This window comes from Paraburkholderia sp. JHI869, assembly GCF_038900775.1.
GTDB lineage: Bacteria > Pseudomonadota > Gammaproteobacteria > Burkholderiales > Burkholderiaceae > Paraburkholderia.
This window is the reverse complement of sequence record NZ_JAYMSC010000009.1, coordinates 135,932-157,776: the sequence shown is the minus strand read 5'-3', so window position 1 is coordinate 157,776 and position 21,845 is coordinate 135,932. Positions and strand designations below refer to the sequence as shown.

The window sequence follows — 21,845 nt, the reverse complement described above, 5'->3', positions numbered from 1 at the left end:
TTTATCCACCCGACAGCGCCTGCACGACATACACGCGGCTCTCGTCGCCGATCGCATCGCTCAGATGTTCCCTGTCGCGTAGCCGGACGCCGTCCACGAACACCGCCAGATGCTTACGCAATGCGCCCTGATCGTCGAGGATATAGCCGCGCAAACGAGGCTGCTCGGCAAACACGGCATCGAACGCTTCGCGCAGCGTGCGCGCGTCGATCTCGCGCTCGGGCGTCGCGACGTGCCGCTGAATCGAAGCTGCGAAGAAGATGTGCGCCATGGCAGGCCGGCGGCGCGGAAGTGGCCGCATCCGCTGGTTCTGTAGTTTAGGCCATCCGCCGTGGGCTTCGACGCATTGGCGCGCGCCGAAGCCCATGTCCTGCGATGCAGTGCAGCAAGCCAGCCAGCCGTTACGACGCGCTGCCTTCCGGCTTTGTCTTGCCGTGCAGACACGGCGTCGGCAGGCGCATGCGGTACAGGGAAATCGCCTGGATCGTGAGCACGCAGAGAATGGCTGCGCCGTAGGCGGTCGGCAGGTTCCAGCGCGTGAGCGTGAGGCTCAGCACGAAGAAGAACGAGGCGAAGCCCAGCAGTCCCGTAGTCATGCCGCGCATGAGTTGCTGCGCCGCCTCATGGCCGATCATGCGGTGCGCGAACACCGCAAGGATGATCGCCATGAACGGAAACGACGCGAGCACGCCGCTCGCCTCCGGTCCGACATAAGGCGCGATCAGCGTCACGCTCACCACGAGCCCGGCGATGAGCGCCATGCGCGAAGGCAAATCCCACCACGGCGGCGTGAGCCGCGCAGTTCTCGCTGGCTTGTTGGGAATGAGATTGAGCGCGAGGGCGATGGCCAGAATGGCGAAGAGATAAAGGCCATTGGCCGGCATCGCGCTCCATTGCAGCACGAAGGCCACGAGGGCGAACGTCGCGCCTGCGGCCGCAAGCGCCACCTTCCATCCGCGCGCAGCAAGCCTGCAATAGGCCACGCAGAACGCCGCTTGCGCAGCCGTCGCCACGAGCGAGCCCGCCGTGGCTTGCGCGGCGAACGCGGGCCCGTGCTCCAGCGCGAGAAAAACCGAGACGGGCCCCGAGGTAAGCGGCAGTCCCACGAGCAAGCCGCCCACCGCTTCGCCCCAGCGGCGAGCGGCAAGACTGGCGGCCAACAGCAACAAAGGCGTAACGACGAGCTTGAAAAGCAGAAGATCCATGATGAGCGACGCAATGCGGAGAATGCCAACTTTCAGGAATGCGCGGCGGGCGTAGCGCTGGTTACGTTACGTCCCGCAGCTTTATGGCCATCTTGAAGGGCGCCAATGTGGCTGACAAACCATTTGTCGTCATATAATGCGTGAGCGAAACTCACACGTCACGCACGCATCCTGCTCCATGTTCGACCGCCTTCCCCCGCTGCAAACCCTGCGCGCCTTCGAAGCCACCGGGCGGCTCCTCAGCATGACGCTGGCGGCGCAGGAACTGCACGTCACGCATGGCGCGGTGAGCCGGCACATCAAGACGCTCGAAAGTCATCTGGGCGTGGCGCTCTTTCAGCGCCTCACGCGGCGCATCGTCCTGACCGAGGCGGGCGCCGAGTTCCTGCTGGCCGTCAACCGCGCGCTCGCTGAATTGACCAAGGAGTCCGAGCGACTGCGCACGCACGACAGCGTCACGCGGCTGAAGATCAACGCCAGTGTGTCCTTTGCGAACCGCTGGCTCGCGCCGCGCCTCTATCGCCTCAAGGCCCGCCATCCGGAACTCGACGTCCATCTCGACGTAACCGACAAATACGTCGATCTCAACGACTCGGATGTCGATGTGGCGATTCGCTACGGCAGCGGCCGCTACCCGCGCGTGCTGGCCGAGCGCATTCTGGACGAAACCGTCACACCGGTTTGCAGTGCTGACTATCGGGCGAAGATGGGCGGCATGGCGACGGTCGAGAGCCTCGCGCGCTGCACCTTGCTGCACGAAGGCGGCATGCTCGCGAACTGGGAGCAATGGCTGGCGCTGGCGGGGTTGAGCGGCGTGCGCAGCGATCGCGGCACGGCCTACAGTCATGGAAGCCTCGCGATCGAGGCGGCGATACGCGGCGAAGGCGTGGCGCTGGGGCGCAGCGTGATCGTGGCGGACGACATCGCGGCCGGACGCCTGGTCGCGCCGTTCCCGCAGTTGCGCCTCGAGTCCGAGCGCGGCCATGACCTCGTGTTTCGCATTGGCAGCCGCGACGACCCCAAGGTGCGCGCCGTGCGCGACTGGCTCGCCGACGAAATCCAGCTCTTTCTCGCTCAGGCCGGTTGACGATCGACCGGCGCGGTCAGTAACCGAGCGCCACCTTGGCGAGCATGCCGCACGCCACGCACACCAGAATCGCGGCGAAGCCCATCTGCGTATGCCGCGCGGAAACGCGGTGCGAGACGTGACGGCCCAGCATCATGCCGACGACGGTCGCGACGCTGAACCACAGCGTGAGGTCGAGCCGCAGCGGCACGCCATGCAGCACCGTCGCCACCACGCCGCCGGAACCCACGAGCGCAATGACCATCAACGATGTCGCGACGACGCCGTGCATGGAAATGTTCGTGAGCTTGCGCAGCATGGGCACGATGATGAAGCCGCCGCCCACGCCGAGCAGACCCGTCATCAAGCCCGTCAACGCGCCGGTCGAAGCCAGCGCGAGCGCCGTGGTTTTGGACCATACAAGGCGCCCCGTGTCGGGATTGATGCGGCCCACGCAGAGCGGCGACGCTTCCTGAAGCGCCCGCTTTTTGCCGATGGTTTGACGCAGCAGACGCACCGCCACGAACAGCATCACGCCGGCAAAGAGCGCGAGCAGCAGGCGTTGCGGCATGGCTTGAGCGAGGCGCACGCCGAGCCACGTGGTCGGCACGCCCGCCAGCGCCATGCAGAATGCCGCGCGATAGCGCACGAGGCGCTTTCTGAAGGCTTCGAGCGCGCCGATCCCCGCGCTGCTCGCCACGGCGATCAACGCGACCGGCGTGGCCTGCTGCATCGGCCAGCCCATGCCCACCACGATGGCCGGCACGGCGAGAATGCCGCCGCCCGCGCCCGTGAGTCCGAGCAACGCGCCGATCATGGCGCCGAGAACGAGTGAAACGATCATCGAATGTCGATGGTCATCGTGACTGTGAACGCCAAAATCAAACCGCCGCTTCCGCCGGCAAGCACGGCGCCACGGCGCGACGAATGCAGTCCACCGCGAAATCGACGTCTTCCGTCTTCGTAAAGCGCCCGAGGCTCAGGCGCACCGTGCGGTTTGCCGCTTCCTCCCCAACCCCGATTGCGGTGAGCACGTGCGAAGGCGTGCCAGCCGCCGAATTGCAGGCCGAAGTCGAGGAAATCGCGAGGTCGCCGGTCAGCAGGAACGGGAAGAAGCCCGACAGATCGATCGTGAGGCTCAGCGTGTGCGGAATGCGCTTCGCGCGCGCCGCGTTGAGCGTGACGCCCGGCAACGCGAGCACCTCGGCCAGCAAGCGCTCGCCAAGCCGCGCAATGCGCTCGCTGTCCGCTTGCAGAGACTCGCGCGCTATCACGCAGGCCACACCCATGCCCACGATCTGGTGCGTAGCGAGCGTGCCCGAGCGCAGGCCGCGCTCGTGGCCGCCGCCGTGCATCTGCGGCGCGATGTGCTCGAACGCCTCGCGGCTCACATAGATCGCGCCAATGCCCTTCGGCCCATACACCTTGTGCGCCGACATCGAAAGGAGGTCGATGCCCATCGCTTTCACGTCGATGGGCGTCTTGCCGAGCGCCTGCGCCGCATCGACGTGCAGCAGTGCGCCAGCGGCATGCACCACGCGCGCAATTGCCGCGACGTCCGTGAGCGTACCCAGTTCGTTGTTCACCAGCATGAGCGAGACGAGCCCGGTCTCGGGCGTGAGCGCGGCGGCCACCGCCTCTGCCGTGATTTCGCCGTGCGCGTTCGGCGCGAGGCGCGTGACGGCCATGCCGCGCGCTTCGAGGCTCGTCATCGTATCGAGAATGGCCTTGTGCTCGAGCTGGCTCGTGATGAGATGGCGCTTTTGCGTCGCGCGGTCCGCATAGCCCTTGAGGGCGAGATTGTTCGACTCTGTTGCGCCGGAAGTCCAGACGATCTCCTCGGCATCGGCGCCGATGAGCGCCGCCACGTCCTTGCGCGCCACTTCGACGAGACGCCGCGCCCGCTGGCCCGCGCCATGCGAGCTGGAGGCCGGATTGCCGAAGTCGCCTTCCATGCCCAGACAGCCGAACATCGCCTCGATCACGCGCGGGTCCGCCGGCGTGGTCGCGGCATAGTCAAAGTAATGCAAATCGCCCTTCTCGCTCATCTTCGTTTCTCGCACAACGGAATTTCGAAAAATGCTACGCGTCGGGCGCTAAAAAATGGTTCCAAATTTAAGCGGATTCTCCAAAGAGCGGAGTATCCATTTCTACTCTACGGGCCTCTCGAGAAATGAAATTCTCAACGCGCTCGACCAGGCAGCGTGGTGGCGCGATTGACGGTATCGCGTACGAGGGCCCGCAAGGCGCGATCCGCGCTCGCGCCGACTCACCCTTCGGGTGTCGCGATGTCCGCGCGAATCAGTTCATCGGCGAGCGTGAGCGCCTGTTCTCGCGCCAGCGGCCCCGTTGCGCAAGGCCCCGGACGCGGGCAGCCGTCGAACGGATAAATGAGCCGCCCATCGGTCTTGCGGCGAATGCGCAGCAATCCGTAGTAGCGGCCCGCGCCGTCGATCTGCTCGCCGCAGAAGACGTCATAGTCTTCCGCGGTGGTCGGGCGGCGCATGGCCGGTTTCGGCCTTTTCTCTGGCATGTCGGCACTCCGCGTCTATCCAGGGCGAGATACGCGCATATCCAGCAAACGCCGCGCCTGGCATGCCACTGCCGCCAGCGCGAACCCCTGCCCGCGCGAGGGGCGCCGCACGGAAGTCAGCGATAACAGGCACAATACGCGCCTACGCCGCCGCGCCGCCGCACCGGAATCCGCCCTTTTCATGCTGTCATGACTCACGATCTGCCCGAACGTCCAGCCACCGCCGCACGCCCGGCGAACTCGCCGCGCTTCCTGCTGTTCCTGATCTGCCTGTTCGCCTCCGCCGGGCAACTCGCCATCGATATCTACGTGCCCGCGCTGCCGGCCATGGCGCGCTACTTCGCGACCTCGCCGCAGGCGATCCAGTCGAGCGTATCGGGGTATATGGCGGCTTACGCGCTCGGCCAGCTCATCTTCGGGCCGATTTCCGATGCGTTGGGACGCAAGCGCGTGCTGGCGTTCGGCCTCGTGGTCTACACGCTCGGCTGCCTGCTTTCGCTCGCCGCGCCGAATCTGGAAACGTTCGTGCTGGCGCGCTGCCTGCAAGGCTTCGGCATTGCCGCGACCAACCTGCTCGCGAAGGCCATCATCACCGACACGTTCGTGGGTACCGCGCTCATGCACGCCTACACCTACATGTCGATCACCTGGGGGCTCGCACCGATCATCGCGCCCGTGATTGGCGCGCATTTGCAGGAGTTGTTCGGCTGGAAGTCGTGCCTCGTGTTCCTGCTCGTCTATTCGCTGGTGATGTGGGTGCTGCTGTGGAAATTTCGCGAGACCTTGCGGCAACCCGTGCATCTGGAGCCGCGCACGCTCATCGCGAATGCGGGCAAGGTGCTTGCGAGCCCCGTGTTCCAGAGCTGCTTTCTCGCTCAGGGCCTGTGCTACAGCATCCTGCTGGTGTTCAACATCATCGGGCCGTTCATGGTGCAGAACACGCTGCACAAGCCGCCTACGTTCTTCGGCTATCTCGCGCTCGGCATTGGCTTGATGTATTTCCTGGGCGGCCTTTCGAACCGGCTGCACGGCCCGCGCCTGCCCACGCCGGAGCAGCGTCTGCGGGTAGGCTCGCGCGTGATGGCGGGCGCTGCGATCGCCATGCTCGTGCTCGCGCTCACGGTCGGCTTGCGCGTATGGACGCTCGCCATCCCGGTGCTGGTCATGGGTTTGTGCGCGGGCGCGATGTATCCCACGCTGATGGCGAAGGGCAACTCGCTGTTCCCGCATATCGCGGGCTTGACGAGCGCGATTCTCGGCTGCGCGCTGCTGCTCGTTTCCTCGGCGATGATGGGGCTCGCCGGCTTCGTCTCCGTGCACGTGCTCACGCCGCTTGCGGTGTTCTTCGTGGTGCTCGCGCTCACCGTTGTCGTGATGGTGACGAAGCTGCTGCGCCACCTCGCGCAGAGTCAGGCCGCCGCCGCGCTCGCGCAGCGCAGCGGCGAGGCGGCGTGAGTCCCTGCCGCCGCACTACCTGATCGCGCGCGCCACGTCCTGCAACCGCGTGAAGGCGCGGTAACGCGAGTCGTGCAGCGCCGCGATCTCGCCTGTGGCCGGTGCGTAGACCTTGCTGATCTGCGACATCGCAGCCATCGCCTCGCGCGCGTTTTCGTATAGCCCGCCCGCCACGGCGCCCAGCATGGCCGCGCCGAGCAGCACGGGCTCCTCGGCGTGGGTGGCCAGCACGGGCTTACCCGTTGCGTCCGCAAGCAGTTGCCGCACCAGGTCGAGCCGCCCGGCACCGCCGCTGATCACCACCTGCTCGATCGGCGCGCCCGCCTGGGCCTGCACCTCGATGATCTGCCGCAGCCCATAGCCGATGCTGCCAATGCCCGCGACATAGAGCGCGACCAGGCTCTCCATGTCCGTCTCCATGCCGAGTCCCGCAATGACCGCCCGCGCGTGCGGATCGGCAAACGGCGCACGGTTGCCGAGGAATTCCGGCACGACGTGCAAGCCCGCATCGTGCGCGAGGCGCACTGCCGCGGACAAACCCTCCGCGGCCTGCGCCGCAAGCCCGGCGAGCATCGTCGGCAGCGACTGGCCTTCGCTCGCCGCACGGCGCGCGGCTTCCGCGGCGAGCGGATGCATCGTGAGCAGCCGCTCGATCGCCGCGCCCGCCACCGACTGCCCGCCTTCGTTGAGCCACGCTTCGGGCACCATCGCCGAGTAGTACGGGCCCCACACGCCGGGCACGAACACGGGGTCGCGCGTCGTGGTCATCGTGCAGGACGAGGTGCCGAACACATACGCGAGGCACGCCTCGGGCTGCCCTTGCGCGCCCACCGTGCCGATGCCGCCCGCATGCGCATCGATCACGCCCGTCGCGACCGGTGTGCCTGCGCGCAGGCCGAGCTGCGCGGCAGCCTCTGGCGTGAGCCCGCTGCCGAGCGGCGTGCCCGGCTCGACGATCGTCTGGCCGATGCGCGCGAAACCTTCGTCCGCGAGCACGCCCAGGCCCACGGTGCGGAAGTAGCTCTCGTCCCAGCGCTTTTCGTGCGCGAGATAAGTCCACTTGCAGGTCACGGTGCAGGTGGAGCGCGAGAGATCGCCCGTGGCGCGCCACGTGAGGAAGTCCGTCAGGTCGAAGAACTGCCAGGCCGCGGCGAATACTTTGGGCCGGTTTTCCAGCAGCCACAGCAGCTTGGGCGTTTCCATCTCGGGAGAGATCTTGCCGCCCACGAAACGCAGCACATCGTGGCCCGTGGCGTTGATGCGCTCGGCCTGCTCCACGGCGCGATGGTCCATCCACACGATGATGTCGCGCTCCGCCACTTCAGAGGGACCAACGGGCAGCGGCTTGCCGCCTTCGCCCAGCACGACGAGCGAACAGGTGGCGTCGAAGCCGATGCCGGCAATGCTCTGCGGCGGGATCGCGGCCTGCGCCAGCGCTTCCTTAACGGCATGGCACACGGCGCTCCATATCTGCGTGCTCGATTGCTCGACAATTGCGCCGCTCTCATGAAACACGGTGATGTCGTGTTTCGCCGACGCCACCATGCGTCCGGCGGCATCGAAAATACCGGCGCGGGCGCTGCCCGTGCCCACGTCGACGCCGACGGTATGGCGTGCGCCGCCAGCCTGGTTAGTTGAGGTCATGGCTCGTTGATTGTGTGTTTACAGATCGACACTGTTCGGCAGGATCACGAGGTCGCGAATGGTCACGTTGCGCGGCCGCGTGAGCATGAATACCACGGAATCGGCCACTTCCTTCGGCTGCATGAGACTGCCCTGCGCCAGCGCTTCGTCCATCTTCGCCTTGGGCCAGTCGTCGAGCAACGCCGTGACCACCGGGCCCGGCAGCACCGCGCCCACGCGCACGCCGTGCTTCGCGACCTGGCGGCGCACGGTGTGCGCAAAGGCCTGCACCGCGAACTTCGAAGCCGTGTAAATGGGCTCCCAAACCACCGGCACGACGCCCGCCACCGAACTCGTGAAAATGATATCGCCCGCCTTCTGCGCGATCATGTGCGGCAGCACCGCATGCACGGAGCGAAACGCGGCGTTGATGTTCAGGTTGAGCATGCGGTCCCACTCGTCGGGATTGCCGCTCGCCACTTCGCCGCCGATATAGGCGCCCGCGTTGGCGTGAAAGATATCGAGCCCGCCCGCGAGATCCAGGATCTTCGGCACCATCGCCGCGTAATCCGAAGGGTTGAGCAGGTCCATGGCGAGCGGCAGCGCATTGGGCCCCAGCTCCGCGCAACATTTTGCGAGCCGGTCTTGCGCGCGGTCGATCAGCACGACTTTCGCGCCTTCGTCCACGAACGCGCGCGCGCACGCGAAGCCGATGCCGGACGCCGCGCCCGTAATGGCGGCGACCTTTCCCTTGATCGATTCAGACATGGGTGACTTTCTCCTTGAATCTGGTTCCAGCGCCTCAGGCGCGGCCATGCGAAACACGCGACTGGCGGGCAAGCGAATCGACGATCACCGCAATGGCCAGCACGGCGCCGGTAATCATGAAGCGCAGCGATGACGACAAATTCAGCAGCGTGAGACCGCTCGCAATCGACTGGATCACGATAATGCCAAGCACTGCCGACCATGCGCTGCCGCGCCCGCCGAACAGGCTCGTGCCGCCGATCACGGCCGCCGCAATGGCGTTGAGGTTCACGTCGCCGGTGCCGGCCTGCTGGCTTGCTGAAGCGAGGCGCGCTGCTGTGAGCACGCCGCCGATCGCGGCAAGGCTCGCGCACAGCACGAAAGCGCTTGTATAGATCGCGCCGACCTTGATACCCGCGCGCCGCGCGGCTTCATGGTTACCGCCCACGGCGTGCATCGAACGGCCCCAGCGTGTGCGCGTGAGCGCGTACTGCATGACGACGGCGAGGCCGAGAAAGAGGCCGAACATCAGCGGCACGCCACGTCCACGGTTGAGATAGGCCACGACGATTTCGAGGAACACAGTCAGCGCCGCCGCGCGCACGAGCAGGCCCGCGACCGAAGGCGCGGAGAGCCTCGCCGCATGGCGGCGCGAGCGCGTGCGCATACCGAGCAGCAGGAGCACGATACCGGGCAGCAGCGCAATCACATGCGAGACGATTGGCGGGATGACCATCAGTTGCCCGAAATTCACCATCGTCGAGCCGTAGGGCAAATTGATCGAGCCGGTCGAGCCGAGCACGTAGAGCTGCATGCCGAGAATGGCGAGCAGCCCCGCGAGCGTCGAGACGAAACTTGGCATGCCTATCCAGTTGAGCAGCAGCGCGTACAGCGCGCCGATCACCGCGCCCACCGCAATGGCGGCGACGATGGCGAGCAACACCGGCCAGCCGTCGTTGACCCACAGCGTGCCGACGAGCGCCGACGCAAAACCGCTCATCGAGCCCACCGAGAGATCGATTTGCCCAAGCAGCAGCACGCAGACAATGCCGAGCGAAATGACGCCGACCGTCGAACAGTCGAACAGCATGTTCACGAGGTTGTCGGCGGAGAGAAATACGGGGTTCAGGCTCGTGAACACCGTCCAGATGATGACGAGCCCGGCAATGACCGGGAGCGAACCCAGGTCGCCCGAACGCACGCGGTCGACGAATGCCGACACACTCTCGCCAATTCCGCTCGCGTGCTTCACGCGCACGTCGCTGCGGTCGAGCAGCGTGGAGGGCTGCGCTTGCGGCTTGGGGGCGTCCTGGCTTTCAGGCTGCGGAGCGCCATGGATAGTCTTGCTCATGATCGTTCCTTTCATTGCACGTCCTGTTGCGCCTGGCGGCGGCCGGCGCGGCGCGACACCGCGTTTTCCGTCGCCCCGGTGATCGCCGCCACGAGCTCGGCGTTCGACGAGTCGGGATAGAAAATCCCGTTGTTGCGGCCGAGGCGCAGCACGACGATGCGGTCGGCCACGGCGCGCACGTCTTCCATGTTGTGGCTGATCATGATGACGGCATGCCCGCGGTCGCGCACGCGCTCGATCAGGTTCAGCACTTCGGCGGTCTGCGCCACGCCGAGCGCGGCGGTCGGTTCGTCGAGCATGATGAGCTTCGGGTCGAGAAGCAGCGAGCGTGCGATCGCGACGGTCTGGCGCTGCCCGCCCGAGAGCGAGGCGACCACGTCGCGCACGCTGGGAATGCGCGCAGAAAGCTCGTTGAGCAGCGTCCAGGCCTTCACTTCCATCGTGACCTCGTCGAGCCGGTAAGGGCTCAACTCGCGGCCAAGGAAGATGTTCGCCACGACGTCCAGGTTCTCGCACAGCGCGAGGTCCTGGAACACTGTCGCGATGCCTAAGTCGAGCGCCGTGCCCGGATCGGACAGGTTCACCGGCTGGCCGCGGAACGTGATCGTCCCGGCGCTCGGCTGGTGCACGCCCGCCAGAATCTTCACGAGCGTCGATTTGCCCGCGCCGTTGTCGCCCACGAGCGCGACCACCTCGCCCGCATGCACGTCGAGTTCGATATCCGTGAGGGCGGAAACCGCGCCGAAGTGCTTCGAGACGCCGCGCAGGCTCAGCACCAGTTCGCCGGGCACGCCACTTGTTGTGGCGCGGTCCGTGGCGCGGTTCGTAGATTCGTCAGTCATGAAATGGGTACCTCTTCGATTCTTTCGAGGCCCGGCGCGCGCCGGGCCCAGCCATGCGTATCAGCCGCCAATGCCGAGCTTCTTGCAGCCATCGGCGTAGCGGCCCGTGCACAGGTCCTTCGCGTTCGCGAAGCCCTTGTCCACGACTTCGGCCTTGATGTTCTTCTGCGTGATGACGGCCGGCTTGAAGAGTTGCGAGGGCGTCTTGAAGAGCGTCGTCTCGCCCTTCACGGGCTGGCCGCTGAGGAAGCCCACGGCCACTTTGGCCGCCGCGCCCGCCACGATCTCGCTGGGCTTGAGGATCGTGTTGTACTGGTCGCCCGCGATGATGAGTTGCAGGCCCGCGGTGGTCGCATCGTTACCCGTAACCGGCGGAACCGGGTTCACGCCCGCTGCCTTGAAGGCCGCAATGGTGCCGCCTGCCGTACCGTCGTTCGCGGCCACGACGCCCACGATCTGCGGCCCGAAGCGCGTGATCTGCCCGCTCACCCACTGCTGCGCCTTGGGCGGCGCCCACTCGGGCGTGTCGTACTCGGAGAGCGTCTTGTAGCCGCTGCCCTGCAGCCCTTCGTGAATGCCCTTCTTGATGAGCCCCGCGGCGGCGTCGGTCGGCGAGCCGTTCACTTCGAGCACGCCGCCCTTGCTGCCGGCGACGCCCGCTTCCTTCAGGTGCTGCACGAGCGACTGCGCAATGGACTTGCCGATTTCCTCGTTGTCGAACGAGACGTAGTAATCGGCGGGCGTGGACGGCACGGGCCGGTCATACGCGATGACCTTGATGCCCTGGCTCTGCGCCATATGCACGAGCGAGGCCGCAGCCGTGGAGTCCACCGGATCGAGCACGATGACCTTCGCGCCTTGTGCGATCACCGAGTTGAACTGTTGCTGCTGCTGCGAGGCATCGGCATTGGCGTTCTGGTAGAGCACCTTGCAGTCGGGGCAGAGCTTGCCCATTTCGGCCTTGAAGCCGGGAAAGTCGTGCTGCTCGTAGCGCGTGGAGGCCTGGTCGGGCATCAGGAACGCGACCGTGCCGCTCGGCGCGGCATAAGCCGACGTGATGCCCGCAAGGGCGAGACTGAGTGCGGCGGCGCCGATCAGTTGGGTGTGAAGTCGGGTCATCGGGTGTCTCCGTTTTTTGGTGGAATGCCTGGCGGGCTGCCGGGTGAAAGTGTGAGTTCGTCCTCCGCAGTCCATGGTATGGGCACTGCGTTTGAATCTCCTTTTGCTGGGCGATCCGCTAGCCGATCGCTGGCGAGCCGTACACGGCTTCGCTCTTGCTAGCCGCGCTCGCGGCATTGAGCCGCTGATACGATCGCCAGCGCGACGGCGACATTTCCTTGAGCAGCAGGAACTGGCGGTTGAAGTTCGAGAGGTTGTTGAAGCCAACCTGATAACAGATGTCGGTGATATTCAGTTCACCTGACATCAGCAGCTGGCACGCCAGATTGATGCGAAGCTGGTTCACGTAGCGCACGAACGACACGCCCGTATGGCGGCGGAAGTAACGCGAAAACGCGCTCACGCTCTGCCCAGCCAGTTCCGCCAGCTCCGTTTCGCGCAACTCCTGCGAAAGGTTCTTGCCGATGAAAGCCAGCACGTGATTGATGCGCGTGCCTGCATAGCGCGCCGGATCGGCTCGATACGCCTCGCTCGCGAGCGCCGCGGGCTCCTCGCTTTGCACGAGCAGATCGAGCAGGTCGATGAAGAGCGTGACGCGCCGCATGCCTTGCGCGCCCAGCATCTCGCGCAGGATCGGCTCGGCGGACGCGCCCGTTTCCGGCGTGAACAAGAGGCCCCAGCGCGACGCGTCCAGCAACGCCTCCACGCGCCTGAATTCGGGAAACGCCGCGATCGCGCGTGCGATGAAATCGGCGTCGAACTGGAGGACGAGGCAACGTTCGTCCACGGGCTCGTCGTGCGGCACGCTGCTCACCCAGTTGTGCGGCAGGTTCGGGCCGATCATCACGAGATTGCCGGGCGCGAAGCTGCCGATGAAGTCGCCCACGAAATACTTGCCCGTGGTCGAGGTGATGAGGTGAATTTCGTACTCGGGGTGGAAGTGCCAGCGCACCGTCCGATAGGGGTAGCCGTGCGACCAGACCTTGAACGACTCGTCGCGCGGCACGGCGACCAGTTCGAGGTCAGGCTGGGAATGTGTGGCGCGGGGCGCGGTTGTGCGCGCCGTGGCTGCCCCAATGGTTTGCATCTCGACTCCTCCTGCACGGTTTTTTCTTGTTCTGCGACGGCTGCTCGCGCATACGCTGGACCTACCTTCGAATGACGCGCCGCCATGACTGAAAATTAACCGGCGCGTCACGTATCCACCACTGAAAATCAGACCGCAGACTGATACTTTCTTGCATTCGGGTTAGTCCTGGGCCCATTCCTGCGTGCAGGAAGTCAACTTTTGTGCATAGCAAAAACGGCAATTGTTGCCGTCGCCCGCCCGGCAGCGAATCCCAAAGAACGGTCAAATGTGGCCAGACCGGCCGCACGACGGGCACCCGCGATGCGCAGGCAGGGAAATTCCCGATGCGAAATCGTCCTATGACATCGGAAACGGAAATTGACGGGACTAACTTGATCTCCAGCGCGCCATTCGGGCCGCGGTTCCTGAAACGAGGACGTCTTATGCGATTCGCCGACACATGGCATTCCCCCACGCCGGGCCGGTCCCTATGGGACGACACACAATCTCCCGACCACGACCAGCACGCCGCCCCCACCGGAAGCGCGCATACGCTGCCACGCCGCGCCATTACCGCCGCGGCGCTCGGTAATGCGACCGAGTGGTTCGACTATGGCATTTACGCTTACGGGCTCGCCTATATCTCCGCCGCGCTGTTTCCGGGCAGCACGGCAAGCGCCACGCTGTTCGGGCTCGGCACCTTTGCCATTTCATTTTTGATTCGCCCGCTCGGCGGCCTGTTCTGGGGTCCGCTCGGTGACCGGTTCGGGCGCAAGAAAGTGCTCGCGCTGACCGTGCTGCTGATGTCCGGCGCCACGCTGCTCGTGGGCCTGCTGCCAACGTACGCGAAAGCCGGCTGGATCGCACCCGCGGCCCTCATCGCGTTGCGCATGATCCAGGGCTTCTCCACGGGCGGTGAATATGGCGGCGCGGCCACCTTCATGGCCGAATACGCGCCCGACGAACGGCGAGGCTTCTGCGGGAGCTTCCTTGAATTCGCCACGCTGGCCGGCTTTTCGCTGGGCGCGTTGCTCATGCTCGCGGCGTCGCTCACGCTCGGCAACGATGCGATGCATGCGTGGGGCTGGCGTCTGCCGTTCCTTGTCGCCGCGCCGCTGGGGCTGATCGGCTTCTATCTGCGTTCGCGCATCGAGGACACGCCGGTGTTCCGCGAGATGGAGGAGAAAATCGAGCAACAGGAGCGGGCGCGCCCGGCCATTTCGCTGCGTACGCTGCTGCGCGAACATCGCGTGCCGCTCGTGCTGCTCGGCGGCCTCGTGGTCGCGCTCAATGTGGTGAACTACGTGCTGCTCGCGTATATGCCCACGTACATGCACAAGGAACTCGGCGTGAGCGAAAACATGTCGCTGCTCATTCCGCTCATCGGCATGCTCACGATGATGGCCCTGCTGCCGTTCGCGGGTCGCCTCTCCGATCACGTAGGCCGCAAGACGCTCTGGTGGTTCTCGCTCGTCGGGCTGTTCGTCGCCGCCGTGCCGATGTTCATGCTGATGCGCCACGGCGTGGGCGGCGCGCTGATCGGCTTTGCCGTGCTCGGCCTGCTCTATGCGCCGCAGCTCGCGACCATCTCGGCGATGTTCCCCGCCATGTTCCCGACGCAAGTGCGTTATGCCGGGATGGCGATTGCGTACAACGTCTCGACCTCGCTGTTCGGCGGCACCGCGCCGATCGTGAGCGACTGGCTCGTCGACAAGACCGGCAGCCCGCTCGTTCCGGCGTACTACATGATGGCCGCATGCGCGGTGGGCGCCATTGCCCTCTTCTTCGTGATCGAAACGAAGGGATGCTCGTTGCGCGGACAACAGGTTCCTGGGAAGGCGCAGCAGCAGTGACCGTCATGCTCCAGTTGAAATGCCCGACCGTGTGTCGGGCATTTTTCTTTGCAGCGACTAACGTTTGAAAATGACCTTCGTCGTAGCGGGGTCGATCGGCGCGGACGAATGCTGGTGGAAGATTTTCCAGCCCTCAGCCGTTTGCCGCAGCGTCGCGGTAATGCGGTTGTCCATCGAGCGCAATTCCTCGCCGTCCACAGTGACCGCTTTGTACGCCACGAAGGCGTGCACCGCCGCGAGTTCCCCGGAAATGGCTGTCTGCGCCTTGCTGAAATCCACCACCACGCTCTCGGCCCCCAGCGAGCCGAACCAGCCCTCCACCATGGAGCGCCACGACGCGATGCCCTCGTATGTCCATGCGCCCCACATGTCGAAGGCCAAAATGTCCGGGGCGTATAGCGCGACGAACGCGTCTACGTCTTTGGCGAATACGGCGGCTTTATAGTCTTGCAGGACCTGCAGGATCGGATCGGCGGCTTTGTCCACTGTGTTGTCTCCTGAGCCAGGTTGCGTTGGCGAATGAACGGCCGCTTATTAAAGCACTTTTCAGGTGAACAAAGATTTAGCGGGCGCTCCTTTGAACCAATCCATGACTCGCAGACCGATCGAGCTTGCTCTGCGGCCGCAGCAGCAGATAAAAAGCGGCGCCATGCGTAATCGCCAGCAGCGGAACGAAGATCACGGGAATTGCGTACGTCACGCCCAGTTCTCCCGCGTGCACAGGAACGCCGGCCTGGATCGCGTGGTAGTACGCAAAAGCCAGATCCACCGCTCCCACAAGATTGAACGCCACGACGAAGAACCAGAACATGGGCCGCCTTCTTGCTGCGAGTAGCGCCAGCATGGCCAGCACGCCCGTTGCGAGGTCGCCATAGGCCGTAGGCACCGCGAAACTCGCCGGCAAATCGGGACTCACGACGCCCGGCAGCATGAAGACCAGCCCGAAGAATCGGAAGCTGTGCAGCGTGGCGATCGCGCGCTGCGCGTCGAAGAGGTCCATCGACCTGAGCCTGGGCCAGATGTACACGGTAAAACAAAGAAGCCACGCGACATACCCTAGAACGAGGTGCAAGCGGAAGATCGATTCCGGTGACATATTGCCTCCTGCAAGGTGTTTTCCGATGTGTGGATGAAATGAAGAGCGATCATGCAGCGCGACGCCGGAACAATTGGCGCAGCGAAAGCGCGTGCAACAGGATCGAACTGGGCACGACGAACGCGGGCGTCAGTACGTATGGGTAAGTGCCCGCGTTGAGGCTCGGCATATCTGGAGCGATCAACTGGAAGCGGCCGGGCGCCGTGATCATCCCCAAGGTCACGGCGACGGCGAAATCGGCGAGACCGAAAACATTCCACGCGATCGCGGCCCGGCGCCCCTGCGCTGTCCCGCTCGCCACGGCGATGGCTGCCGGTACGGCGAACAGGCCGGTCAGCAGGTCGCCGGTTCCCGCCGGCAACGCGTCCACACCGGCCATCGAGCCATGCAGCCACGCAGCGATCGCCCAGCTGCCGAACACGCGGTAAAACTGCAGCGCGATGAGCCAGGCCGCCGGCATCGCGTCGAGCACTTGTCCAACCCGCTTCGACAGCAGCAATAGCGGCGTGCCGATGATCACCGGAAGGAAAATCGCCAACGGCAACATTGGCAGCGGCGGCGGTAAGGCGCTCAGTCGAAAGACGCCGTGGATCGCCGCGCTCCAGATGACTGCAAACCACAGCGCATGCGGGATGAGAATCGCAAGCCAGGTCGCGCGGCGCTGGCCCAGCGTCAGTTCCGTGCGTTCGAGGCCGAGCCACAAGCCGACCGCCATGAACAACTGCGCGACGAGCTGGTGCGCCGTGGTTTGAAAGCCGCTACCCGGAATCGCCGGCAGCCAGTACATCACCGCAATCCACAGGACGCTAAGCGGCACAATCCAGCGCAGGCTGCGCCAGGCCGGGCGCGGCGGGATGATGCCTACGGAAACGGCGGGCGTGCTCATCAGCGGTTCTCCAGATGAATGCCGAACTTCGCGGTGGGTGCCGTCGGTCGCGCGGCGCTGTTTGCGCGCGCCATCGGCTGGCACGTTAGGTGTACCATCGTTTCCCGCGAGCGACTATTCATCACAATGTTGATGCGCTATGAAGCAGAACTTCACAGTCAGGCAAGGCGCGCTCGATGGTGTAGAGGCGTTTCTGAGCGTTGCCAGACACCGCAGTTTTCGCAAGGCGGCAGCGGATCTCGGGGTGACGCCTTCGGCCATCAGCCAGGCAGTGCGTGTGCTCGAAGAGCGCATTGGCGCGGCGCTCTTCGTGCGCACCACGCGCAGCGTCGGTCTGACCGAAGCCGGCGAACGGTTTCTTTCGCGTGCCAAACCGGCCTTCGAAGAACTCGTTGCCGCGAGCGAAGTGGCGCGCGAACTCGGCCAGCGCCCCACGGGTCTGTTGCGGCTCTCGGTGCCGCGCGCGGTTGTCCCGCTGCTGCTGGAACCGTTGCTCGCTTCGTTCTGCCAGGCTTATCCCGAAGTCGAAGTGGAGATCGCGGTCAGCAAGGAAGTGGTCGATCTCGCGGCAGAAGGGTTCGATGCCGGCATCCGGCTAGGCCAGCTCGTTGCCGCCGACATGGTGGCAGTGCCGTTGACACCGCCGTTTCGCCTTGTCGTCGTCGGTAGTCCTGCCTATTTTTCCGCGAACAAACGGCCCCGTCACACGGACGATCTGCGCCAGCATGCCTGTTTGCGCTGGCGGCGATCCACCGGCGCCCTTGCATCGTGGTCATTCGACGACAATGGGCACGCCGTGGAGATCGCCGTATCGGGACCGCTGATCGCCAGCGATTTCCCGACCATGATGGGCGCGGCGCTGGAAGGCATCGGCCTCGCCCAGCTACCCGAGCCGATGGTTTCCGACGCGGTAAAGGCGGGAAAGCTCGTGCGAGTGCTCGACGCCTACGCGCCGATGCTGCCCGGCGTGTTTCTCTGCTATCCGAGCCGCCGGCAGATCATGCCCAAGCTGCGCGCGTTCATCGACCACGTGAAGAGCCGCAAGCCGGGCGCGGGGCAGACCAGGGGCCGTTGACCGCGCCCACGGCGCCTGAACGTCACGCAATGCTCTCCCAGGCACCCGATCGGGCCGAGCGGAACACGGCGTCGATCACCCGCATGTTCGCGCTGGCGTCTTCCAGAGGAATCGCCTGCGGCGTTCCGTTCAATATCGCCTCGGCGAGCACCGCCGCTGCCACGCCGTATTGATCGCACACAGGAAACTCCAGCCAGCGATCCGCTTCTCCTTGCTTGCTCAGCAGGAGTCGCGTTGGCCGGTCATTCGGTGCGTTGAACGGAATCTCGACTTCTACCCGCCCGGTGGTGCCGTGAAACTGCATGCGCTGGTAAGGATGAATCTGGGTCGAGTAGAAGAAACTCGCTTGCACGCCGTCGAAATCCATCAGCACGGAGCCAAGACGATCCACTTCGAACGACGGATCGCGCTCCATCAGCGCGACCACGCGTTTCGGCTCACGGCCGAGTACGAAGCGCGAAGTCGTGATGGGATAACAGCCGATATCGAGCAGACCGCCGCCGCCCAGTTCGTTCTGGTTGCGAATGTTGTGCGCATCCGTGTTGTAGTACGTAAAGCCGCCGGTCACCGCGCGCAGCTCGCCTATTGCGCCCTCTTCGATCAGCGCACGGACCTTGAGCCACTGTGGATGCGTGCGAACCATGAACGCTTCCTGGATATACCGCCCGCTCTTGTCGCGCGCGGCGATCAATCGTTCCGCTTGCTGCGCATCGAGTCCGATGGGCTTTTCGCATAGCACATGCTTGCCCGCCTCGACGGCCTTGATCGTCCACTCAACGTGAAGGTGATTGGGCAGCGGGATATACACCGCATCGATTTCCGGGTCTGCCAGCAGCGCCTCGTAGCTGTCGTACGCGTGCGCGAGACCATACTTTGCCGCGGCGGCCTTTGCCTTCTCTGCTGAACGCGAAGCAATCGCTTTTACGCGGCACTTCGGCGCGTGGTGCATGGGCACGACGACTTTGTCGTTGATCTTCGACGTACCCAGGATGCCCCAGACGATTTCATCCTTTGCCATGACGTTCCCTTTGGATTCGATTGTGTGATGCGTGAATGGACTGAATGGAACTCACTATTAACGAGAACTGCAAGCACTCGAATTGCAGGAGTTTACACCCGCGAAAACCCTCACCACGTCCACTCACGAACGGCCAATGCAACAACTGATAACAACTGACGGCAAGTTGAAAGCGCAACGTCACGAGAGATTCGCCTTCCACCTCCACATTGCTCGGGCTGTGCGCAGGTCCCTCGCAGTTCCCCACAATGCAATACAAAAAAACGAGGTGAAAGATGGAGAATACGACCCGGTGGTCGCGGTTAGGCGCAGTCGTCGGAGCGAGCGCGATGGCACTCGCAGGTGTGCAGTCGACGGCTTACGCAGGCGACATGAAAGACGTGAAGCACGTCCTGCTCATCAGTTTCGACGGCCTGCACGAACAGGATGTGGCCCGTTGCATCGGCAGCAATGCCTGCCCCAACCTCGCGCTGCTCGCGAAGTCGGGCGTGACCTACACGAACGCACACACGCCGCATCTGTCCGACTCGTTCCCGGGCCTCACGGCGCTGGTGACGGGCGGCTCGCCGAAGAGCGCTGGCCTCTTCTATGACGTGTCATATGACCGTACGCTCTACGCCCCGCTCGATTCGCACTGCAAGGGCCCGCAAGGCTGGAATGTCGTGTTCGACGAAACGACCGGCATCGACGGCGAGAACGGCGGCGCGCTGATCCACCTCGACGGCGGCGGCGCGTTCAATCCGCAAGCCATTCCTTACGCCAAGGTCAACGGCGTGTGCACGCCCGTGTACCCGCACAACTACATCAAGACGAACACCGTCTTCGAAGTGATCAAGCAGAACATCCACGGCTCGCGCACCGCGTGGGCGGACAAGCATGCGTGGGGGTATGACTGGGTCAACGGACCTTCGGGCAAGGGCGTGGACGATCTGGCGCGCACCGAGATCAATTCGATCGACCCGACGACGAACACGAATTATCTGGACACCTACACGCATACCGAAGTCTTCGACAACATCCACGTGCAGGCGCTGATCAACGAGATCGACGGGCTCGACTCGACGGGCAAGACGAGCGCGCCGGTGCCCACGATGTTCGGCACGAACTTCCAGACGCTCAGCGTTGCGCAGAAGTCGCCCGTCGCGAACAAGGGCGGGTATCTCGACGCCGACTTCACGCCGGGCCCGCAGGTCGCCGCCGCGATCACGTATCTGGACAACTCGCTGGGCCGCGTGGTGCAGGAACTCCAGCAGCGCAACCTGTATTCGTCGACGCTCATTATCGTGACGGCCAAGCACGGCCAGTCGCCGACCGATCACTCGAAGCTGGTGAAGAACGGCGACACGCTCACGAAGCTGCTCGAGGCCAACAACTATCTGGACTCGAACGGCAACTTCGGCCAGAACAACACGAAGTCGGGCAACCTGAACGACGGCACGGGCCTTCCGGGCACCGGCATGGTGCAGACCGACGACGTTGGCCTGATCTGGCTGCGTGACCAGAGCCAGAAGGACGCCGTGGTGAAGAAGCTGCAGGCGAACCTGAGCTGTAATGCGCCGGGCATTTGCGCGGACGGCCCGCAGGCGTACATCCTCACGGGCGACCGCCTCGCCGACTGGTTCGGCAATCCGTCGAACGGCCGCACGCCGGACATCATCGTGCAGCCGAACCCGGGCGTGATCTACACGTCGAGCACGGCCAAGGATGAAGAGCACGGCGGCAACGCGCCCGACGACAGCCATCTGGGCCTCGTCGTGTCGTTCCCCGGCCTTCACCACGCCGGGCGCACGGACGACCACTACGTGTACACGACCCAGGTCGCGCCGACGATCCTGAGCGCGCTCGACGTCGATCCGCATCTACTGCATGCGGTTCAGCTCGAAGGCACGCGCCGCCTGCCGGGGCTGGGGCTTGACGAGAAGTAAAAGGAAGTAGCGAAGAGCGGCTGGCTGCGGCAGTCATCGGAGGGTCGATGGCTGCCGCGTCAGCGGCCCGCTCAAACCGTTTGCAGCCCTTCGATATCGCAGATGCGAATCAGCTTGCCCTGCGCGTCGATGAGACCACGCTTCTGAAAGCGCGACAGAATCCGGCTCACGGTTTCGAGCGTGATGCCGAGATAGCTGCCCATATCCTCGCGCGACATGCGCAACCGGAACTCCGCCTGCGAATAACCGCGCTGCCAGTTGCGCGAAGACACGTCCAGCAGGAAGGCGGCCACGCGTTCTTCAGCGGTGAGCGAGCCCAGCACCATCATCTGCGAGGCTTCCTGGTTGAACTGGTCGCCCATGAGCCGGTGCAGCCGGTCCTGCATCGTGCCGCTCTCGCGACACAAGGTCTTGAGCGCGGCGTAGGGAAGCGTGCAAATCGAACTGTCTTCGAGCGCGACCGCGCTGAACGCATGCACGTCGGTGGCGATGCCGTCGAGACCGAGCGCGTCCCCCGCGAGACGCAGCCCCGTGATCTGCTCGCGGCCGTCGCGGTTGACGATCAGCGTCTTGAGCGAGCCGGAGCGCACGGCGTACAGGCTGTCGAAGCGGTCGCCCGAGCGATAGAGCGCCTCGCCGCGGCGCACCTTGCGCGCCCCGCAGATCAGGGCCTCGAGCCTCGGCAGGTCTTCGGGCGGCAGGCCTTGCGGCATGCAAAGATGGCGCATGGCGCAGCCCGAGCAGCGTGCGCTGGGCGGCGTTCCGGTGAGAGGAGCACGACTGCTTTGGCGCACGACGATAGCGGATCCTGCGACGGGTGACAGCATCGAACGACTCCTTCTTTAACATTTTTTAAGATTTCGACGCATTGTCACACCATGCGCGTGCGTCAATGTGGTGGCAAAATGCCGCGCACCAGAACCGCGCGCGTTTGAGCCTTGTCAGGCAACGGTTTCGCGGGCTTTTGAGCAAGCTCAAGCGA

General features: G+C 64.7%; 20 protein-coding genes and 1 pseudogene. 5 read left to right on the top strand and 16 right to left on the bottom strand.

Annotated features, from left to right (window positions below):
* Position 1: 1 nt before the first annotated feature.
* Positions 2 to 271: a MoaD/ThiS family protein gene (locus VSR72_RS17610; RefSeq protein ID WP_342953728.1), complete on the bottom strand. Its 270-nt coding sequence runs from the start codon at positions 269 to 271 to the stop codon at positions 2 to 4.
* A 130-nt stretch (positions 272 to 401) separates the two neighbouring features.
* Positions 402 to 1,205: a hypothetical protein gene (locus tag VSR72_RS17605; RefSeq protein ID WP_342953623.1), complete on the bottom strand. Its 804-nt coding sequence runs from the start codon at positions 1,203 to 1,205 to the stop codon at positions 402 to 404.
* Positions 1,206 to 1,383: 178 nt separating this feature from the next.
* On the opposite strand from VSR72_RS17605, the gene gcvA reads away from it, so the two are divergent.
* A complete protein-coding gene (gene gcvA, locus VSR72_RS17600) occupies positions 1,384 to 2,292 on the top strand; it encodes a transcriptional regulator GcvA (protein ID WP_342953622.1) in 909 nt (302 codons plus the stop codon).
* 16 nt (positions 2,293 to 2,308) lie between these two features.
* On the opposite strand, the gene VSR72_RS17595 is transcribed toward gcvA, so the two are convergent.
* The 3 genes and pseudogenes from VSR72_RS17595 to VSR72_RS17585 form a co-directional block, all read right to left on the bottom strand.
* Positions 2,309 to 3,115 carry a sulfite exporter TauE/SafE family protein gene (locus VSR72_RS17595; RefSeq protein WP_342953621.1) on the bottom strand — a complete coding sequence of 269 codons (807 nt, stop codon included), beginning with the start codon at positions 3,113 to 3,115 and terminating at the stop codon, positions 2,309 to 2,311.
* A gap of 70 nt (positions 3,116 to 3,185) precedes the next feature.
* Positions 3,186 to 4,319, bottom strand: a pseudogene (locus VSR72_RS17590) (aminotransferase class V-fold PLP-dependent enzyme); the annotation flags it as partial.
* Positions 4,320 to 4,540: 221 nt separating this feature from the next.
* A complete protein-coding gene (locus tag VSR72_RS17585) occupies positions 4,541 to 4,804 on the bottom strand; it encodes a DUF6723 family protein (RefSeq protein ID WP_342953620.1) in 264 nt (87 codons plus the stop codon).
* Between the two features lie 189 nt (positions 4,805 to 4,993).
* On the opposite strand from VSR72_RS17585, the gene VSR72_RS17580 reads away from it, so the two are divergent.
* Positions 4,994 to 6,259, top strand: coding sequence for a multidrug effflux MFS transporter (locus tag VSR72_RS17580; RefSeq protein ID WP_342953619.1), 1,266 nt, complete (start codon positions 4,994 to 4,996; stop codon positions 6,257 to 6,259).
* Positions 6,260 to 6,274: 15 nt separating this feature from the next.
* Here VSR72_RS17580 and VSR72_RS17575 read toward each other — a convergent pair whose 3' ends face one another.
* The 6 genes from VSR72_RS17575 to VSR72_RS17550 form a co-directional block, all read right to left on the bottom strand.
* Positions 6,275 to 7,903, bottom strand: a complete 1,629-nt coding sequence (locus tag VSR72_RS17575; RefSeq protein WP_342953618.1) for an FGGY-family carbohydrate kinase — start codon at positions 7,901 to 7,903, stop codon at positions 6,275 to 6,277.
* 18 nt (positions 7,904 to 7,921) lie between these two features.
* Positions 7,922 to 8,650, bottom strand: a complete 729-nt coding sequence (locus VSR72_RS17570) for an SDR family oxidoreductase (protein ID WP_342953617.1) — start codon at positions 8,648 to 8,650, stop codon at positions 7,922 to 7,924.
* A 34-nt stretch (positions 8,651 to 8,684) separates the two neighbouring features.
* Complete coding sequence (locus tag VSR72_RS17565) at positions 8,685 to 9,980, bottom strand: sugar ABC transporter permease (protein WP_342953616.1); 1,296 nt, start codon at positions 9,978 to 9,980, stop codon at positions 8,685 to 8,687.
* Between the two features lie 11 nt (positions 9,981 to 9,991).
* Positions 9,992 to 10,822, bottom strand: a complete 831-nt coding sequence (locus tag VSR72_RS17560; RefSeq protein ID WP_342953615.1) for an ATP-binding cassette domain-containing protein — start codon at positions 10,820 to 10,822, stop codon at positions 9,992 to 9,994.
* A 60-nt stretch (positions 10,823 to 10,882) separates the two neighbouring features.
* Entirely contained in the window at positions 10,883 to 11,941 is a 1,059-nt protein-coding gene (locus VSR72_RS17555) for a sugar ABC transporter substrate-binding protein (RefSeq protein WP_342953614.1), read from the bottom strand.
* Positions 11,942 to 12,059: 118 nt separating this feature from the next.
* Complete coding sequence (locus tag VSR72_RS17550; protein ID WP_342953613.1) at positions 12,060 to 13,028, bottom strand: AraC family transcriptional regulator; 969 nt, start codon at positions 13,026 to 13,028, stop codon at positions 12,060 to 12,062.
* A gap of 425 nt (positions 13,029 to 13,453) precedes the next feature.
* Between VSR72_RS17550 and VSR72_RS17545 the strand changes: the two genes are divergently transcribed.
* Positions 13,454 to 14,863, top strand: a complete 1,410-nt coding sequence (locus VSR72_RS17545; protein ID WP_342953612.1) for an MFS transporter — start codon at positions 13,454 to 13,456, stop codon at positions 14,861 to 14,863.
* Positions 14,864 to 14,920: 57 nt separating this feature from the next.
* Here VSR72_RS17545 and VSR72_RS17540 read toward each other — a convergent pair whose 3' ends face one another.
* The 3 genes from VSR72_RS17540 to VSR72_RS17530 form a co-directional block, all read right to left on the bottom strand.
* Positions 14,921 to 15,349, bottom strand: a complete 429-nt coding sequence (locus VSR72_RS17540; RefSeq protein ID WP_342953611.1) for a nuclear transport factor 2 family protein — start codon at positions 15,347 to 15,349, stop codon at positions 14,921 to 14,923.
* A gap of 76 nt (positions 15,350 to 15,425) precedes the next feature.
* Positions 15,426 to 15,959 carry a hypothetical protein gene (locus VSR72_RS17535; protein ID WP_342953610.1) on the bottom strand — a complete coding sequence of 178 codons (534 nt, stop codon included), beginning with the start codon at positions 15,957 to 15,959 and terminating at the stop codon, positions 15,426 to 15,428.
* Positions 15,960 to 16,008: 49 nt separating this feature from the next.
* A complete protein-coding gene (locus tag VSR72_RS17530) occupies positions 16,009 to 16,845 on the bottom strand; it encodes an MFS transporter (RefSeq protein ID WP_342953609.1) in 837 nt (278 codons plus the stop codon).
* Positions 16,846 to 16,984: 139 nt separating this feature from the next.
* Here VSR72_RS17530 and VSR72_RS17525 point away from each other — a divergent pair, with 139 nt between their 5' ends.
* Positions 16,985 to 17,920, top strand: coding sequence for a LysR family transcriptional regulator (locus tag VSR72_RS17525; protein WP_342953608.1), 936 nt, complete (start codon positions 16,985 to 16,987; stop codon positions 17,918 to 17,920).
* Between the two features lie 22 nt (positions 17,921 to 17,942).
* Here VSR72_RS17525 and VSR72_RS17520 read toward each other — a convergent pair whose 3' ends face one another.
* Positions 17,943 to 18,938 carry a Gfo/Idh/MocA family oxidoreductase gene (locus VSR72_RS17520; RefSeq protein ID WP_342953607.1) on the bottom strand — a complete coding sequence of 332 codons (996 nt, stop codon included), beginning with the start codon at positions 18,936 to 18,938 and terminating at the stop codon, positions 17,943 to 17,945.
* A 275-nt stretch (positions 18,939 to 19,213) separates the two neighbouring features.
* On the opposite strand from VSR72_RS17520, the gene VSR72_RS17515 reads away from it, so the two are divergent.
* Positions 19,214 to 20,863 (top strand): alkaline phosphatase family protein, encoded by a 1,650-nt coding sequence (locus VSR72_RS17515; RefSeq protein WP_342953606.1) that lies wholly within the window; start codon positions 19,214 to 19,216, stop codon positions 20,861 to 20,863.
* A gap of 71 nt (positions 20,864 to 20,934) precedes the next feature.
* Here the strand turns inward: VSR72_RS17515 and VSR72_RS17510 are convergent, their stop codons facing one another.
* Positions 20,935 to 21,591 (bottom strand): helix-turn-helix domain-containing protein, encoded by a 657-nt coding sequence (locus VSR72_RS17510; protein WP_342953727.1) that lies wholly within the window; start codon positions 21,589 to 21,591, stop codon positions 20,935 to 20,937.
* Between the last annotated feature and the right edge of the window lie 254 nt (positions 21,592 to 21,845).

Bases quoted from the DNA above. Each gene is read 5' to 3' on its own strand.
- VSR72_RS17610 (WP_342953728.1), bottom strand. From the start codon at position 271: ATGGCGCACATCTTCTTCGCAGCTTCGATTCAGCGGCACGTCGCGACG.
- VSR72_RS17605 (WP_342953623.1), bottom strand. From the start codon at position 1,205: ATGGATCTTCTGCTTTTCAAGCTCGTCGTTACGCCTTTGTTGCTGTTG.
- gcvA (WP_342953622.1), top strand. From the start codon at position 1,384: ATGTTCGACCGCCTTCCCCCGCTGCAAACCCTGCGCGCCTTCGAAGCC.
- VSR72_RS17595 (WP_342953621.1), bottom strand. From the start codon at position 3,115: ATGATCGTTTCACTCGTTCTCGGCGCCATGATCGGCGCGTTGCTCGGA.
- VSR72_RS17585 (WP_342953620.1), bottom strand. From the start codon at position 4,804: ATGCCAGAGAAAAGGCCGAAACCGGCCATGCGCCGCCCGACCACCGCG.
- VSR72_RS17580 (WP_342953619.1), top strand. From the start codon at position 4,994: ATGACTCACGATCTGCCCGAACGTCCAGCCACCGCCGCACGCCCGGCG.
- VSR72_RS17575 (WP_342953618.1), bottom strand. From the start codon at position 7,903: ATGACCTCAACTAACCAGGCTGGCGGCGCACGCCATACCGTCGGCGTC.
- VSR72_RS17570 (WP_342953617.1), bottom strand. From the start codon at position 8,650: ATGTCTGAATCGATCAAGGGAAAGGTCGCCGCCATTACGGGCGCGGCG.
- VSR72_RS17565 (WP_342953616.1), bottom strand. From the start codon at position 9,980: ATGAGCAAGACTATCCATGGCGCTCCGCAGCCTGAAAGCCAGGACGCC.
- VSR72_RS17560 (WP_342953615.1), bottom strand. From the start codon at position 10,822: ATGACTGACGAATCTACGAACCGCGCCACGGACCGCGCCACAACAAGT.
- VSR72_RS17555 (WP_342953614.1), bottom strand. From the start codon at position 11,941: ATGACCCGACTTCACACCCAACTGATCGGCGCCGCCGCACTCAGTCTC.
- VSR72_RS17550 (WP_342953613.1), bottom strand. From the start codon at position 13,028: ATGCAAACCATTGGGGCAGCCACGGCGCGCACAACCGCGCCCCGCGCC.
- VSR72_RS17545 (WP_342953612.1), top strand. From the start codon at position 13,454: ATGCGATTCGCCGACACATGGCATTCCCCCACGCCGGGCCGGTCCCTA.
- VSR72_RS17535 (WP_342953610.1), bottom strand. From the start codon at position 15,959: ATGTCACCGGAATCGATCTTCCGCTTGCACCTCGTTCTAGGGTATGTC.
- VSR72_RS17530 (WP_342953609.1), bottom strand. From the start codon at position 16,845: ATGAGCACGCCCGCCGTTTCCGTAGGCATCATCCCGCCGCGCCCGGCC.
- VSR72_RS17525 (WP_342953608.1), top strand. From the start codon at position 16,985: ATGAAGCAGAACTTCACAGTCAGGCAAGGCGCGCTCGATGGTGTAGAG.
- VSR72_RS17520 (WP_342953607.1), bottom strand. From the start codon at position 18,938: ATGGCAAAGGATGAAATCGTCTGGGGCATCCTGGGTACGTCGAAGATC.
- VSR72_RS17515 (WP_342953606.1), top strand. From the start codon at position 19,214: ATGGAGAATACGACCCGGTGGTCGCGGTTAGGCGCAGTCGTCGGAGCG.
- VSR72_RS17510 (WP_342953727.1), bottom strand. From the start codon at position 21,591: ATGCGCCATCTTTGCATGCCGCAAGGCCTGCCGCCCGAAGACCTGCCG.